Annotated in this window: 15 protein-coding genes and 1 tRNA gene; 5 read left to right on the plus strand and 11 right to left on the minus strand. The window is 46.1% G+C overall.

The window, feature by feature from the left end; all coding sequences use genetic code 11:
* Window positions 1-219: 219 nt before the first annotated feature.
* The 5 genes from BC792_RS07385 to BC792_RS07405 form a co-directional block, all read right to left on the minus strand.
* A complete protein-coding gene (locus BC792_RS07385; RefSeq protein WP_148908353.1) occupies window positions 220-1434 on the minus strand; it encodes a FecR family protein in 1215 nt (404 codons plus the stop codon).
* Between the two features lie 184 nt (window positions 1435-1618).
* On the minus strand, window positions 1619-2227 hold the full coding sequence (locus tag BC792_RS07390; RefSeq protein ID WP_148908354.1) for an RNA polymerase sigma factor: 609 nt from the start codon (window positions 2225-2227) through the stop codon (window positions 1619-1621).
* Window positions 2228-2759: 532 nt separating this feature from the next.
* Window positions 2760-3338, minus strand: a complete 579-nt coding sequence (locus BC792_RS07395) for a DinB family protein (protein ID WP_148908355.1) — start codon at window positions 3336-3338, stop codon at window positions 2760-2762.
* A 56-nt stretch (window positions 3339-3394) separates the two neighbouring features.
* Window positions 3395-3931, minus strand: coding sequence for a Crp/Fnr family transcriptional regulator (locus tag BC792_RS07400; RefSeq protein ID WP_148908356.1), 537 nt, complete (start codon window positions 3929-3931; stop codon window positions 3395-3397).
* A 259-nt stretch (window positions 3932-4190) separates the two neighbouring features.
* Window positions 4191-4264: transfer RNA gene (locus tag BC792_RS07405), tRNA-Met, on the minus strand.
* Window positions 4265-4488: 224 nt separating this feature from the next.
* On the opposite strand from BC792_RS07405, the gene BC792_RS07410 reads away from it, so the two are divergent.
* The 4 genes from BC792_RS07410 to BC792_RS07425 all read left to right on the plus strand — a co-directional run bounded on the left by BC792_RS07410 (window position 4489) and on the right by BC792_RS07425 (window position 9305).
* Entirely contained in the window at window positions 4489-4866 is a 378-nt protein-coding gene (locus BC792_RS07410; RefSeq protein ID WP_148908357.1) for an START-like domain-containing protein, read from the plus strand.
* Window positions 4867-4934: 68 nt separating this feature from the next.
* Window positions 4935-6389, plus strand: coding sequence for an LptF/LptG family permease (locus tag BC792_RS07415; protein ID WP_148908358.1), 1455 nt, complete (start codon window positions 4935-4937; stop codon window positions 6387-6389).
* 81 nt (window positions 6390-6470) lie between these two features.
* On the plus strand, window positions 6471-7685 hold the full coding sequence (locus BC792_RS07420; protein WP_148908359.1) for a bifunctional 3,4-dihydroxy-2-butanone-4-phosphate synthase/GTP cyclohydrolase II: 1215 nt from the start codon (window positions 6471-6473) through the stop codon (window positions 7683-7685).
* Between the two features lie 189 nt (window positions 7686-7874).
* Window positions 7875-9305: an NAD-dependent succinate-semialdehyde dehydrogenase gene (locus BC792_RS07425; protein ID WP_148908360.1), complete on the plus strand. Its 1431-nt coding sequence runs from the start codon at window positions 7875-7877 to the stop codon at window positions 9303-9305.
* A 13-nt stretch (window positions 9306-9318) separates the two neighbouring features.
* Here the strand turns inward: BC792_RS07425 and BC792_RS07430 are convergent, their stop codons facing one another.
* Genes BC792_RS07430 through BC792_RS07455 form a run of 6 tightly spaced genes read right to left on the minus strand, consistent with a single transcriptional unit; the run spans window position 9319 to window position 13580 of the window.
* On the minus strand, window positions 9319-9822 hold the full coding sequence (locus BC792_RS07430) for a hypothetical protein (RefSeq protein ID WP_148908361.1): 504 nt from the start codon (window positions 9820-9822) through the stop codon (window positions 9319-9321).
* 13 nt (window positions 9823-9835) lie between these two features.
* Window positions 9836-10387, minus strand: a complete 552-nt coding sequence (locus BC792_RS07435; protein ID WP_148908362.1) for a CopD family protein — start codon at window positions 10385-10387, stop codon at window positions 9836-9838.
* 56 nt (window positions 10388-10443) lie between these two features.
* A complete protein-coding gene (gene hemE / locus BC792_RS07440) occupies window positions 10444-11478 on the minus strand; it encodes a uroporphyrinogen decarboxylase (RefSeq protein WP_148908363.1) in 1035 nt (344 codons plus the stop codon).
* The gene (locus tag BC792_RS07445; protein WP_148908364.1) at window positions 11479-11994 is read right to left on the minus strand and encodes a hypothetical protein; all 516 of its coding nucleotides are present in this window, start codon (window positions 11992-11994) and stop codon (window positions 11479-11481) included.
* Window positions 11995-12001: 7 nt separating this feature from the next.
* A complete protein-coding gene (locus tag BC792_RS07450) occupies window positions 12002-12712 on the minus strand; it encodes a response regulator transcription factor (protein WP_148908365.1) in 711 nt (236 codons plus the stop codon).
* Window positions 12702-13580 carry a sensor histidine kinase gene (locus tag BC792_RS07455; protein ID WP_148908366.1) on the minus strand — a complete coding sequence of 293 codons (879 nt, stop codon included), beginning with the start codon at window positions 13578-13580 and terminating at the stop codon, window positions 12702-12704. The genes BC792_RS07450 and BC792_RS07455 overlap by 11 nt, the downstream gene beginning before the upstream one ends.
* 168 nt (window positions 13581-13748) lie before the next feature.
* Between BC792_RS07455 and BC792_RS07460 the strand changes: the two genes are divergently transcribed.
* Complete coding sequence (locus tag BC792_RS07460) at window positions 13749-14450, plus strand: YjjG family noncanonical pyrimidine nucleotidase (protein ID WP_148908367.1); 702 nt, start codon at window positions 13749-13751, stop codon at window positions 14448-14450.
* The last annotated feature ends 152 nt before the right edge of the window (window positions 14451-14602 follow it).

The following is a 14602-nucleotide window of genomic DNA, read 5'->3' on the forward strand; positions in this document are numbered from 1 at the left end:
GTGAGTAGAAAAATCTACGGTGTTTTACATTGTCCACTAGCGTTTTAGGCCATAGGAGTTTAAAATGTAATACTTCTTTCATACATTTGCGTGTTTGATTAATTCTTTAAAGAATGTGCTGACTAGCAACGGCAGCAGTTGATTTGATCGAACGTCTTCCTTCTCGGTTGCCGCCGGGAAGGTTTTTTAGTTTACTGTTTTGTTATTCTACATAAGTTCTTAATTTGATTGTTTAACCATTATTTTATTCTTCTGGACGTCAAAACTTACCCCCCCTGCTCGCTCCAAAATATCAAGAAGCACCGCCAATGAGTCGTCCCGCGACACCATACCGGTTAGTTTCACGTCTGGTATTTCTTTTTCGTAAGCAACTTCAGCATCATACCATCTTCCTATTTGCCGCATTACCTGTGGCAGTTCAGATTGGTCAAAAAGAAAGACTCCATTTTTCCAGGCGATGATAGGTTCTATATCTACGACACCCACCCGAATTCCTGTTTCTTTCCGCTGAATTTCAGCCTGTTGCCCCGGGATTAGGCGTCGGGCTTCTTTGCCCTTCTTCACGTTAACAGAGCCTGTCAACAAAGTAATCTCGTTCTTTTGCTCTTCTGGATAAGCCATCACATTGAAGGAAGTCCCCAACACTTCCACCTCGCTTTCCGCGGTCTGCACCAAAAACGGTTTGGCGGCATCGTGCGCCACTTCAAAATAAGCCTCGCCTTCCAACTTGACGCCACGCTTGTCTCCGGAAAAATGACTTGGAAAAATTAACGAGGACGATGCATTCAGCCAGACTTTGGTGCCGTCGGCCAAAACAATTTGATACTGCCCACCTCGTGGCGTGCGGATCGTATTTAACTGCGCCCCCGAGTCCTTAGCCAAGGTGGATTGGTCGACTTGGTACACGACTAATCCTTCAGTGTTATTGGATATGGTGATACCTGATCCAGCAAGGATTTGGTCTTGCTTTGCGTCGGTCAATATAATCTCTTTTCCATTAAACAGTGTCAGTATGGCTTTATCGGTCCCAGGCTTCGGATAAGAGACCACAGACTCTTCTGCTATTTTTGGTTGCGTGGTATTGGTTATCTGCCAATATGATATAGCGGTCAACATCGTGACAAAGACAATTGCCGCAGCGGCAACACTTGCCCTTCTCCCAAACCACCGTCGTTTTTTTAATGTCTGCTGTTCTTCAGAAATTTGTGCTTTTTCGCTTATCCGGTCAAAAAGATCGGCGAGATGCTGGGCTTGTGCCGGTGACTCCTCGCTATCCAGATCTCTATCCAATTCTTCTAGGATTATCTCCTTTAAGAGATTTTCATTCTCATCTATATCAAAATAATAGTATAAACGGTTCAACTCCTCTGGACTACACCTGTTTTGGAGGAACTTTCGGAACAAGAGCGTGATCGAATGCGGATGTTTTTCCAATCTTTTATGTTTTCTTTCCCCTATTACGTCTGAAAAGAAACTTACATCTGCTTTGGTTACATTTTTTTTGAGGAGGGCGATGCCAGCACCCTATTTAATGGGCAGGCTAACAGTGACTATATCTACAAACGTGTGAGATGGAACAAGTGGGAAGTGAAAAAACCAATAACGTTCACCATGTTATTTAGAAAATCAAGAAAAACAGGAGGGCGATATAATGACGGGCATAAACTAAATACTCTTTCAACGTTTTGGTCGCCTTGACAATATGATCATTTATAGTGGACGTCGATATCCCGAGTAACATACTCACCTGATCATAGCTGTAGCCTTCTAATTTACACAAGCGGTAAATTTCGCGTCGTCGAGGAGGGAGCCGTTCCACGGCTTTCCACAGTATAGTATTGTTTTCCTTTTCTCCGATCCATTTTTCTGTTGGCGATTCACGTTCTTCTGAATCTTCCCGTTCTCGCGTAACAGTCGAAATAAGCACACGCTCTCTTGCATTTTTCCTAAAATGGTCGTAAACTGTATTCTGAGCTATTTGATAGATGTACGGCTTGAATGGCCGATCTGCATCAATGAAAAGTCGGTTTTCCCAAATTTTAACAAACACTACCTGCAACATGTCGTCGGCTATGTCATTAGATTTGGTCATCCGCAGTATATTGCCATAGAGTTTGCCGCTATACCGATTATAGAGTTCACGAAAAGCGCATTGATCGCTTCGCTTCACTAAATCCAGTAAGGCAATTTCGGACAAATCAACGTACAGATCGGTATTTTTTTTCATCTGTCTATTTTTTACAATGGCGATGAAGCTGTCATGGTTTAATTATACTGCTGCATCATTTTTGAAAACCACGACGGTTTTATCACTATTAACCTATGCAAGCATTGAATCCCATGCAATTCAACTGCACAAATTTAAAGCTCGAATATTACCTGTATATTAAGAAACGATAATTTATATCGATCTTGTGCTTTATTGGTCACCTATATGAAGCGCCGACAAACTGAACGTAAAATGGTCTCTTGGGTGTCTGCCTGAGCAGTTGGCAATAAATAGTTCCGTAAGTTTTCTGCAATACGACCGTGCGCTACGCACACTTGCATTAATTACCAATATCTTTTTCATCTGCTTTAAATTTTGATTAAAGCAAAACTCAGCAAGATAAAGATTAACTTAATTCACCAATATTCACTTTCTTGCGATCTCCGCGCCATTTAAGGCCACCTATGTGTCCGTTTCAATAAGCTAAAAGATCAACAAAAGAGCGACATAGGCCAAAATCACACCGAAGCGCGTTTCTCTGCCAATAGCCTCAGAGCCGGCAGGGCGAGGTCTTTGTACCAGAAGGAACGTAAGGGACCAGCTTTAGCGCTTGTACGATATGTCTCCGGTTGTGATAAATCACCACCCTAAGCGTGTCACCTAAGCGCAGTTTTATCCACTTGGATATCGATATCGATGTCTTGACCTGCGTGAGGTCGACCCTTTTGGAGGCTTCCAGAAGTTGGAGTAACTGTTCCTGTTGATGGATGGATCTGTCCAACACAGAGGCACCCAGAGAGGTGCCTGCCGGATCCATCGGTTTAAAAGTCTTCATTCTGTTGAGTTTTTCTTTAGGTAACATGCTTTTCGCAAAATAATTACCCAGAACCCCAGGTTTGAAAACAGTCGAAGGTCGACTATTTGCATTATGGAGCCGGAACGCTATTTCTGGGATGTAAAAATCTCCGTACCGGTTCAAGTGTTCCACACATTCCAATATATTCCAACCACCTGTGTCCGGCTTGCGGTTCAGCACGTCTTGCGGCAACTGTTTGAATGATTGTAACTCCTGGATATGTTGCTTTGTAAGGTCTGTTAATTCGGCCAGTAGTTTGTCAACGTATAACATGTCTGTTTGTTTTTGACAAAGCTCCGGTATTCCCTGCACATAATGATTGATTGAAGTCAAGATTTTTTGAGGCGAGATAAAGTCTCGGGAGCCATTTTCAAATACGAGGCAATGTGTTTATGTGGAATCCGATGAAACAATTCCGGACTTCGCTGCAATACCCGTTGGTAACGATCTTTAGGCGAACTGGTAAGCAAATCCATTTCGCGTTCCAATTGTTGAAGCACCAGCTGTTCAAGCATGTCTTGCCACAATTGGCCGTTTGCAGGGTCTTGCTTAATGAACGATAGGCAAGCAGACCTGGAAATCTGCTTCACTTTGGTCTTTTTGATTGCTTGTATTAAAAAAACAGAGGGTCTTCCACTAATAAAACTATCCAACGAGGTGACAAAATCACCAGTATACCCAAATCGAACGATATGCTCTTCCAAGGTATCCTGCATACAGACTTTCAAGCTGCCGGATACGACGTAGTACAGGCTTCTCTCCACCGAGCCGTACGCCGTGAGATATCCATTTCTTTCCACAACGATGGTCTTTTCCCATAGGTTGAGGTCTTCCAGCCGGCTGTACAGTTCGCTTGCGAAATTCATGTTATTCTTTCAAGATGCTCGAAGATAACAAATAGTTTGGGCACATGTCAAAATGCATCGTGTTTTTTCGTGTTAGCTACATTGGCAGCATCTCTCGTAACAACAGCCAATTTTATCGATCGTTTATGCCATGGCGATTTAAAATGCGCTTCGTCGAACTGCATATTTGTTAAAAAAAATTCTTTGTTGTATCAGCTGACGCACGCTATTTTTTAGGCGCACAAAAAAGGAGACAACCCGTATGTGGTGTCTCCTTTAGTAGCGGGGAGCAGGATCGAACTGCCGACCTCAGGGTTATGAATCCTGCGCTCTAACCATCTGAGCTACCCCGCCGATTTTTGTGTTGCAAATATAGCAAATAGTCGGGATATGCAAAGGAAAAAAAATTGCTTTCTACACTTTTTTCGCAGCCAGCGATACAATAAGCTCATTCTTAACGCGATAATTTCTTCCCCGAAGCACGACAAAATAATTCGGCTTTCTATTTTGATTCACAAAATAAAATTGTATTATTACGACGAACGGGAACGTCGTTAGTTTTAACCAAAACAAACTATATGGAACAAAAAGTAGAAATTCATCTAGAATATATCATAAACTCATCGCCTCGAATTTTATTTCCATTTATCCAAGAACCCAATGCCTTGTCACAATGGTTTGCAGACGACGTCAACTACAAGGACGGTGTCTACGAATTTATCTGGGATGACGAATCTAATCGCGCAAAACTGATATCAAGCAAGGAGAACAAGTCGGTAAAGTTCAAGTGGCTCGATGACGACCCGTACTATTTTGAAATTGAGATTCTGCAGGACGAGCTTACCAACGACGTAGCCTTGTCCATAACCGATTTCGTAAAGCCCGACAACCTCGAAGACAGAAAGAAAATCTGGGACAACTCTATCGGTTATCTACAGAGCGTAATCGGCGCATAAAAACGACTTGATTGGTACAAAAAATCGTATCTTTGTAGCGGAATAGCAGCAGGAAATCTGGTGGCGGCATGAAGAAGATACACTTATTAATTTTACAGGCATTCATTAGACCATTCATGGTATGTTTTTGTATCGTGATGTTTGTCCTTTTGATGCTGTTTTTATTTAAGTATATCGACGATCTTATCGGAAAGGGCTTCGAGTGGTATGTATTGATGGAGCTGATTGGCTATCAGTGCGCGGTTCAGCTATCGATGGCACTCCCCCTCTCTATGCTGCTTTCTTCCATCATGACTTTCGGCAACCTCGGAGAAAGCTACGAACTGGTGGCCATAAAAGCAGCTGGCTACTCCCTACGGAAAGCGATGACGCCACTGATTTTTCTTGTCGCGCTTTTCGCTGGTGGATCTTTCTTGTTTTCCGACTACATCCTGCCGGTCGTCAACCTGAAAATGGGCTCCCTGCTATGGGATGTGCGGAATAAAAAGGCTGATTTTTTAATTAAGCCAGGTATTTTCAACAACAGTATTCCGGGTTATTCTATCCGCGCCCGAAGCAAAAGTGAAGACGGCACGATTCTCTACGATCTCATGATCTATGATCACCGTTCCGGAAATTCGGCCAGCAACGTTCTTCTGGCGAAAGAAGGTTTCATGCAGAACTCCGCGGACAATAACTATATGATCCTTCGTCTGAAAGATGGCGTCCGTTACGAAGAATCCCGTGCAAAAAATGCGAAACGCTACGACCCACGCCAGCAATTTACGCGGTTCCGGTTCAAAGAAACCGAACAGAAGTTTGATATGGAAGCCTTCCAAATGAAAAGAACAGACGAAAGCCTGTTTAAAACGCACCACTCCATGTTGAATCTTAAACAACTTAAGCTGTATACGGATTCAAACCGCCTGCAAATGGACAGCGTTTCGAGAATCGTCTTCATGGAAACCAAAAACTATGTCAGCTACCTATCGAGCTATTACCGCGATCCGAAGGTAAAGCCAGCTCCTATTAAAGGATTTAATGATTTCCTACAGGATTATGTTCCCGCAGATCAAAGAAGATCAATAATAAGCAATGCGCTTGGTCAAGCCCAGCAGCTAAACAACATCTTCGAGATGAAAGATCCCGAGTTCAGGACATACGTCGATAAAGACATCCGTTACCACATTGAATTCCACCGTAAATTTACCCTCGCTGTATCCTGTCTGCTGTTGTTCGCCATCGGGGCCCCTCTTGGCGCAATCATCAGAAAAGGCGGCCTCGGGCTACCCGTCGTTGTAGCCATCATCTTCTTTTTAATATACCATATTATCTCGACGATGGCAGAAAAAGCAGCCAAGGATGGTAGTATGGACCCGCTTATCGGGATGTGGATGGCCGTCATTGTCCTGACGCCGCTGGCTATCTTTCTTACCTACAAGTCGACCACGGACTCAGCTCTGTTCGATGCCGACCAATACAAGATCAAAGCAGAAGCGGCATTGAAGTGGATTAAGGACAAGCTGGGAAGGAAAGCGAAATAACAACTGCTCTATTTTTGACAAGTTGATTATACAAAACAGCGTTAAGAAATCTACCTTTGCACAGAAAGACTAACACAAAAAATGGATATAAAATTAAACACGATCGAGGAAGCCATTGAGGACATCAAGGCTGGAAAAGTCATCATTGTTGTCGATGATGAAGATCGGGAAAACGAAGGCGATTTCGTTACGGCAGCCCGTAATGCTACGCCTGAAGTGATCAACTTCATGGCCACCCACGGACGGGGGCTGGTATGTGCCCCGCTGACGCAGGAGCGGTGTGCCGAGTTAAAGCTCGACCTTATGGTTGGACAAAACACCGCGGTTTATGAAACAAATTTTACGGTTTCTGTAGATTTACAGGGATATGGATGTACGACGGGGATCTCGGCGTCTGACCGTTCCAAAACAATCAAAGCACTTATCGATCCCAATATCCGCCCTGAAGAGCTCGGGCGCCCAGGACATATTTTTCCATTAATAGCAAAAGATGGCGGCGTTCTACGCCGCACAGGCCATACCGAGGCAAGCGTCGACCTGGCCCGCCTGGCAGGATTCGAACCCGCCGGCGTACTGGTAGAAATATTGAAAGAAGATGGCGAAATGGCCCGCCTCCCCGACTTAATGGAGGTGGCTAAGCGTTTCGACCTTAAAATAATCAGTATCGAAGATCTGATCGAATACCGGCTGAAACACGACTCGCTTATCCAGGAGGAAGAAACGGTTAACATGCCGACAGAATGGGGCGACTTCAAATTAAAAGCATTCACACAGAAGAACACGGGCGAGCAGCACCTGGCGCTATACAAGGGCGAGTGGAATGAAGACGAACCCGTGTTGGTCCGCGTGCATAGTTCGTGTATCACGGGCGATATATTCGGCTCCTGCCGTTGCGACTGCGGACCGCAGCTGCACAAGTCCATGCAGATGATTCAAGAAGAAGGCAAAGGAATAGTCGTCTACATGAACCAAGAGGGCCGTGGCATCGGCCTGATCAATAAGCTGCATGCCTACCGCCTGCAAGAGCAAGGTGTCGACACCGTTGACGCGAACCTTCAGCTGGGATTCAAAGCAGACCTCCGCGATTACGGCGTCGGCGCCCAGATTTTACGCCACATGGGCGTTAGCAAAATGCGGTTGATGTCGAATAATCCTACAAAGCGGGCGGGCCTTGTGGGATACGGACTAGAAGTGGTGGAAAACGTGCCCATTGAGATCACCCCCAACCCGTACAACGAGCGTTACCTCAAGACCAAGCGGGATCGCATGGGCCACTCGATTCTGAAAGGACACTAGGCATACATACGAAGGCCATCCCTGCCGGATGGCCTTCCTGCTCAAGCTTCCCGCGCGTAAATATATCGGGGATATCCCTGAGACTTTCGGTATCCCCCGTTAGTGCCTGGCTCTTCGATAAGTAACAGCATCATATTATTACGAACCTTTTCCACCTGTGAGGTGTTTATCCCTGTAAAAAAGATCGTTATGAACAACCCACTATTCCTAGAAAAAGCATATATAAACGGAAAATTTGTCGAAAAGAACAAGATGTTCGAAGTAGTCAACCCCGCTACGTTGAAGGTTCTTGGATCCGTTCCGGACCTTGGTGTAGCCGATTGCCAGAAAGCTATTGAAGCAGCCCACACGGCATGGCACGGGTGGCAGGAGACGCCTGTCGGAAAACGTTGCCAGCTGGTACGCCGGCTTTTCGAGCTGATCAATCAACATGCAGCGGATCTAGCGGAAATCATGACGAAAGAGTGCGGAAAACCGTACACCGAATCACTGGTTGAAGTGGAATATGCGAATTCGTTTATGGAGTGGTTTGCAGAAGAGGGGAAACGAATGTACGGCGAGACGATACCTGCCCTGAAGTCAGGCACACGCCTCGCGACAATCAAACAGGGAGTCGGCGTCGTTGCAGCAATAACCCCTTGGAACTTCCCGCTGGCAATGATCACACGCAAGGTAGCTCCGGCGCTGGTTGCCGGATGCACCGTCGTCCTAAAGCCGGCTTCACAGACGCCGTTCTCTGCTATCGCATTAGCCAAGCTCAGCGCTGAAGCGGGCATACCAAAAGGCGTTTTCAACGTCGTAACGTCCAAGGACAGTCAGGGCATCGGAAAAGAGCTGGCAACCAACCCGGCGATCCGTAAGATTTCCTTTACAGGCTCCACGAGCGTGGGAAGTACGCTCATGGCGCAGGCGGCGGGCACAATCAAGCGTGTATCGATGGAGCTCGGAGGGAACGCACCGTTTATAGTGTTCGACGACGCCGACATCGACAAGGCTGTTCAGGGGGCTGTTGCCGGCAAGTTCCGCAATGCCGGACAAACCTGCGTGGCCGTCAATCGATTTTATGTACAGGAGCCGGTGTACGACCGCTTCGCCGAAAAACTCAGCGAAGCCGTAAAGAAACTCAACGTTGGAGACGGCATGCGGAAGGATGTACAGGTAGGCCCTTTAATCAATTCAGCGGGGCTCAAAAAAGTGGAGGAGCATGTCGCAGACGCACGGCAAAGAGGCGCCAACATACGTATGGGCGGCGAACGGCTGGACGGCCTGTTTTTCCAGCCTACGGTGCTTACGGACGTTCCCCATGACGCCCTGATCGCGTCTGAAGAGACGTTTGGGCCAATATGTGCCTTGTTCCGCTTCCGCACAGAAGAGGAAGCGATAGACCTTGCTAACGATACTCCATTTGGCTTAGCCGCCTACTTTTATTCGAATGATATCTTCCGCTGCCAGCGTGTAGCCGAGAAAATAGAGTCCGGAATGGTCGGTATCAATACGGGAATGGTATCCAACGCTTCTGCGCCCTTCGGGGGCGTGAAACAATCGGGCATCGGTCGCGAAGGCTCCTCCTATGGATTGGAGGAGTACTTAGAGGTCAAATATCTGTGCTACGGCGAATAGGCCTAGCTGCCCGTTACCACAAATGGTACCGGACACCCAGCATCAGGAAGTTCGGATCGACGTCTTCCCACTCGAAGTGGTATTTTGCTTTGTATCCTGCATATACAGACAGGTTTACCGTCGGGAAATAATAGCTGACACCGGCCTGCGCATTGGCTACCGTGTAGTTTTCCCTCTCCTCGGGCATTACAACCGTGTTTTCGAGTACGCTGTCGTACCGATAAAAATCCTGACTGAGACCCGCGCCTAGGAACACGTTAAAATTGCTCTTGGTTTTGTCGAGGATCGAAAAGAGATAATCCGCTCCTACCGCCACGAGTCCGTTCCGGCCATATACCTGGGCCTGCACCGCAGAGCGGGTGGCAAAGTCGTATTTCCCCTGAATACCGAAGGTGCCATTGTATGCAGGCGACTCGAGCTTGACATCGCCGTAAAAACCGAAGGCCCATGCGTGGTCCTGCGATTTCACGATCGTAACCGTAGCGGCCAACATGAGCAATAAAACTATCTTTTTCATTTCGATTTTAATTTTAATCTGTATTTTCTCCTTTTGACTTTCGATATAGCTTGTAAAGCCTAATAAGGACCATCAAGAGCATGGCGAGACCAACCAGTCCCAGAACGCCATAGATCCAGCTGACGGCCGACCGCAAGATAACCAAAAACACGATAGCAAAAAGAATAATGGTAGAAACTTCATTCCACATCCGGAGGCGGGACGATGTCCACGTACAGCTGCCGGCTGCAAGCCGATGCATAAGCTGCTGGCTTTTGAAATGATAAAAAATTAATCCGGCGACAAAAAGAAGCTTCATCTGCATCCACCCCTGCTGTAAGAGCGCGGGAGACAGGTACAGCATTGTCAGCGCAGATGCGATAGTGATATACATTGCGGGGGTTGTAATAACCCACCATAACCGCCGCTCCATGACGGTAAACTGTGCGTGAAGGATCCGGTATTCAACATCAGACTTCTGCTTCGCTTCAGTATGGTAGATAAACAGACGCGGCATATAAAATAGACCGGCCATCCAGCAGACCATAAAAATAATATGTAGCGACTTTGCGTATAGATATAGCATGTGCAGATCTGATTGCAGGTTATAGGCAACATGTAGCTCCCTATAACCTGATACCGTTAATATTTAAATTCTTTCACGACCTCTATGGCATATTTCACATTGTCAAAAGGAATGTCCGGCATAATACCGTGTCCAAGATTAAATATAAAACCAGCTTCGCCACGCATCCGTTCGAACAGCTGAAGAATTTTCTCTCTGATGACCGGTTTATCCGCATACAACACAAAAGGATCTAGATTCCCCTGAACGGCAATTCCATCGGGCAATATATGTTTTATATTTTTCAGGTCCGCATTCCAGTCGACCGAGATAACATCAGGTGCCGCTTCGGCCATCAACGGAGCAAATACCGAAGAGCCTTTGCAGAACGATATTACGGGTACAGAACGTTTAATATTCGACAATATGTACTTATTATAGGCGTGCGAAAAATCGCGGTAGTCGTTCCACGATAATGCCAATGCCCAGCTGTCAAACAGCTGGATTGCGTTTACCCCCGCGTCGATCTGCATGTTAAGGTAGCTGACGGTTACGTCGGCAATTTTCTGCAAAATCGTGTGGGCCAGCTCCGGTTCGTTGTTTAACAAGAGCTTGGTGCGTTTAAAGTCTTTAGAAGAGCCTCCTTCCACCAAATAGCTTAGAATGGTAAATGGCGCACCGGCAAAACCTATAAGCGGAACACGTCCGTTTAAGCGATCCTGTATGACACGGATGGCATCCGCAACATATTCAAGCTTGTCCAAACAATCGACACGCAGGACTGCGGCATCCGCTGCCGAACGCACGGGATTGCTGAAACGTGGTCCCACGCCTTGCTCGAAGGACAAGTCGCCTCCCATAGCTTCCGCGGTTACCAAAATATCCGAAAATAAGATTGCTGCATCCACATCCAGAAGATCAACAGGCAGCATGGTTACGTCGGCAGCGATTTCCGGCGTTTTGCACATCTCCAAAAAGCTGTACTTATTCTTTATTTCCCAATACTGCGGCATAAAGCGGCCCGCCTGACGCATCATCCATACGGGGGGGCGTTCTGTTGGCTGCGACAAAGCAGCCCTGATTAATAAATCGTTCTGTAAAGTTCTCTCCACTTAGCTCTGTTTATTTAATTCTATTTCTATTTTTTCAACAATTCCTCTCTGCCTTTCGGTCAGCTTTAGCTTCCGCGCCAGCTCCAGATAGGCCGGCACGCGGTCGAAGTTACGTTTCCGCAGGTTAATATTTGCAAGATTAATCAGAACGAATCCCTTCTCGGTATCCCGCTTCCATGGTAAACGGGAAGCGAGCTGAAAATGGAACTCGGCTTCGTCGATTTTATCTTCTTTTAACGCTATATTTCCCAACATAAACTCGTAGTAGTTTCTCCGTCCTTTACGCAGCTTATTTGGATCTTTTATCTCGTCCAGCAGCGACTTTGCCTTGGCATAGTCCTGTTTGTGGAACGCCTGAGTCGCCAGAAAAACTGTGCCTTCCCGAAAATGGCTCCACACGAGGTAACCGATTCCTCCGAGGATATAAACGACAAAATTGTAATGTCCCGCGTAAATGGCATAAAGAAGAAAAGCCACCGCAATGGCGATGATAATCATTCTGGATTTTGTATTCATCAGTTCGTTAAGCGGTAGGTGTATCCGTAAACTTATAGCCTACACCGCGTATCGAATGGAAATAAACAGGATGTTTCTGGTCGGGCTCAAAGTACTTTCGGAATGTCAAAATGAAGTTGTCTATCGTCCTTGTCGACGGATATACATCGTAGTTCCATACCGTCTCCAAGATCTGTTCGCGGGAAACGGCCTCGTTCTTCCGTTCGATCAACAGTTTAAGCAGCATGGTTTCCTTCTTCGTCAACGATGTTATCGTTCCATCAGCATGATGCAGCTCATAGGAGTTGAAATAGATGGTCTTATCTCCAATAGTATACGAGTTGAACTCTTTTAAGTCGTCGGGCTTCAGACCGCGGCGGATCAGGTTGCCGACACGTAGAATCAGCTCCTCCAGATTGAACGGCTTGACGAGATAATCATCTGCACCCTTCTTGAGGCCTGTAATCCGGTCTTCGCTGCTATTTTTGGCGGTGAGGAACATAATAGGCACTTCCGTGTTCTGCAAACGGATGGTCTCCGCAACCTGAAAGCCGTCTATTTCAGGAATCATGACGTCTAAAATGACCAGATTGAAACGTTCTTCTTTGAAGATCCTCAAGGCTTTCTTGCCGTCAGTCGCCGTTGTTACGCGGTATCCTTCCAGTTCCAAGTTTAATTTGATGGCTTCTAACAGATGTTCTTCGTCTTCCACCAAAAGTATACGCTGTTTAGCTTGCATAGTTTTCAAATGTTACTTCAAAAATACTCCCCGAGGGAGTGTTATCTTTAACCCTTATCGAGGCATTATGTTTTTGCAATACGGTCTTCACGATATACAACCCCAAACCTGTGCCTTTAGTTTTACGTGTCGATTCATTCCCGACCCTGTAAAACTTATTAAATACGTTCTTCTTCTCATCATCAGGAATTCCCTGCCCATGGTCGGCTACCGAAAACACTAACCTGCCCTCGTCCTTTTTCTTTAAGGTCACAAGAACGTTGGCACAGGGCGGCGAATACTTGATGGCATTTTCAATCAGGTTGTTCACGACATTCGTAATCGCGAACTTGTCTGCGTGAATTACAACGTCCTGCTCAAGGTCACTCTTAATGATCTGCGAGCTGCAGACGTTTTTTTGCAGGCGGTCCACCACGCTGTTGACCACGTCCGTAAAGTTAAAATTTTCTTTAGGCAAGTTAAAGCTACGACTTTCCAGCTTCGTGGTCAAGAGAACGTTTTCAACTAAATCGTCCAGCCGCTCAATATCCTTCAACGAGTTCGCCAGAAACATCTTCTGCTGCTCACGTTCCAGATCCCGCTTCAGAATGGTCTGAATATATAGTTTTACCGACGCCAGCGGCGATTTCAGTTCATGTGTCACCGCCAACAAAAAGTTCTGCTGCTGCTGCTGTAATTTATGCTCCCTGCTAAAGAGCTTTTTGAGACGCATGGCGCCCCATATAAAAATCAGTAAGAAGAATATCCCTTCGCCGATGATCATCCCCTTTCTCTCGGGCTCATAGCTCACCAACAGATAACCCCACCAGAGAAGCTGCATCACCGCGTAAAACACCAAAAAATAAAATAATACGAGGGCTCTCTTCATATAAGAAATATCAATATATGCACAAAAATAACCATTTACGGGGCCGAAAGGAAATAGCGGACACTTTTTGACACTAATACGAAGAATCGAGCTGTCCCCTGATAGTAAAAGATCCCCCCTGCCGGCCCCTTACTTTTGTTTCTGAAAACGATTTGCCTACCTTTGCATATGTTTTTTGAAAAGAAAGATATCTTTTTCGATTTAGATCATACCATCTGGGATTTCGACAGGAACGCACGTGAGACACTGCACGAGCTGTACTATAAATACGCCTTCGACGAACTGACCGGCTCCAAAAGTTCGGATGCGTTTATAGAAACATATACCTACAACAACCATCGGCTTTGGGATTTATATCATCACGGCAAAATCGACAAACCGACACTTCGAAAAGCACGTTTCGAAGACACTTTCCTTGCGCTTGGCTTGGATCCAGAACTTTTTCCATGGTCGTTTGAGGAGGACTATCTGCGGATATGTCCCACCAAAACGAATCTGTTTCCCAATGCACACGAAACGTTAGCTTACCTAAAGGGCAAATATCGGCTGCACCTGATCTCTAACGGCTTTAAAGAAGCCTGCGAAAAAAAACTCTGCCATAGCAAACTTGCCTCCTATTTCCAGACAATCGTCATTTCTGAAAATATCGGTGTCAACAAACCTCATCCGGATATCTTTCACTATGCGTTAAAAAATGGATACGCACAGTGCGAGCGTTCGGTCATGATTGGGGACAACTTAGATGCCGACATACGCGGCGCGCAAAACGTGGGCATCGATGCTATATTTTTTAACTCCATCGGCCTCGAGCAGCCCGCAGACGTGAAGTACATGATCACCGATCTACAAGAGCTACAGACGTATTTTTAAGCGCCGGCGACTGCAGCGGACGACTTTTGTGGGAATAAAAAAACCGTCTCATTTGAGAAGGGCACTGAAAAAGTCCCCTTAGAAAAAAGGCTAAAAAAAGGAGTGGAAAACAGCAGTTTTCTGCTCCTTTTTTCGTATCTTAATGTAGGCTT

The organism is Sphingobacterium allocomposti, from assembly GCF_008124885.1.
GTDB lineage: Bacteria > Bacteroidota > Bacteroidia > Sphingobacteriales > Sphingobacteriaceae > Sphingobacterium > Sphingobacterium allocomposti.

Bases quoted from the DNA above. Each gene is read 5' to 3' on its own strand.
- BC792_RS07390 (WP_148908354.1), bottom strand. From the start codon at position 2,227: ATGAAAAAAAATACCGATCTGTACGTTGATTTGTCCGAAATTGCCTTA.
- BC792_RS07395 (WP_148908355.1), bottom strand. From the start codon at position 3,338: ATGTTATACGTTGACAAACTACTGGCCGAATTAACAGACCTTACAAAG.
- BC792_RS07400 (WP_148908356.1), bottom strand. From the start codon at position 3,931: ATGAATTTCGCAAGCGAACTGTACAGCCGGCTGGAAGACCTCAACCTA.
- BC792_RS07410 (WP_148908357.1), top strand. From the start codon at position 4,489: ATGGAACAAAAAGTAGAAATTCATCTAGAATATATCATAAACTCATCG.
- BC792_RS07415 (WP_148908358.1), top strand. From the start codon at position 4,935: ATGAAGAAGATACACTTATTAATTTTACAGGCATTCATTAGACCATTC.
- BC792_RS07420 (WP_148908359.1), top strand. From the start codon at position 6,471: ATGGATATAAAATTAAACACGATCGAGGAAGCCATTGAGGACATCAAG.
- BC792_RS07425 (WP_148908360.1), top strand. From the start codon at position 7,875: ATGAACAACCCACTATTCCTAGAAAAAGCATATATAAACGGAAAATTT.
- BC792_RS07430 (WP_148908361.1), bottom strand. From the start codon at position 9,822: ATGAAAAAGATAGTTTTATTGCTCATGTTGGCCGCTACGGTTACGATC.
- BC792_RS07435 (WP_148908362.1), bottom strand. From the start codon at position 10,387: ATGCTATATCTATACGCAAAGTCGCTACATATTATTTTTATGGTCTGC.
- BC792_RS07445 (WP_148908364.1), bottom strand. From the start codon at position 11,994: ATGAATACAAAATCCAGAATGATTATCATCGCCATTGCGGTGGCTTTT.
- BC792_RS07450 (WP_148908365.1), bottom strand. From the start codon at position 12,712: ATGCAAGCTAAACAGCGTATACTTTTGGTGGAAGACGAAGAACATCTG.
- BC792_RS07455 (WP_148908366.1), bottom strand. From the start codon at position 13,580: ATGAAGAGAGCCCTCGTATTATTTTATTTTTTGGTGTTTTACGCGGTG.
- BC792_RS07460 (WP_148908367.1), top strand. From the start codon at position 13,749: ATGTTTTTTGAAAAGAAAGATATCTTTTTCGATTTAGATCATACCATC.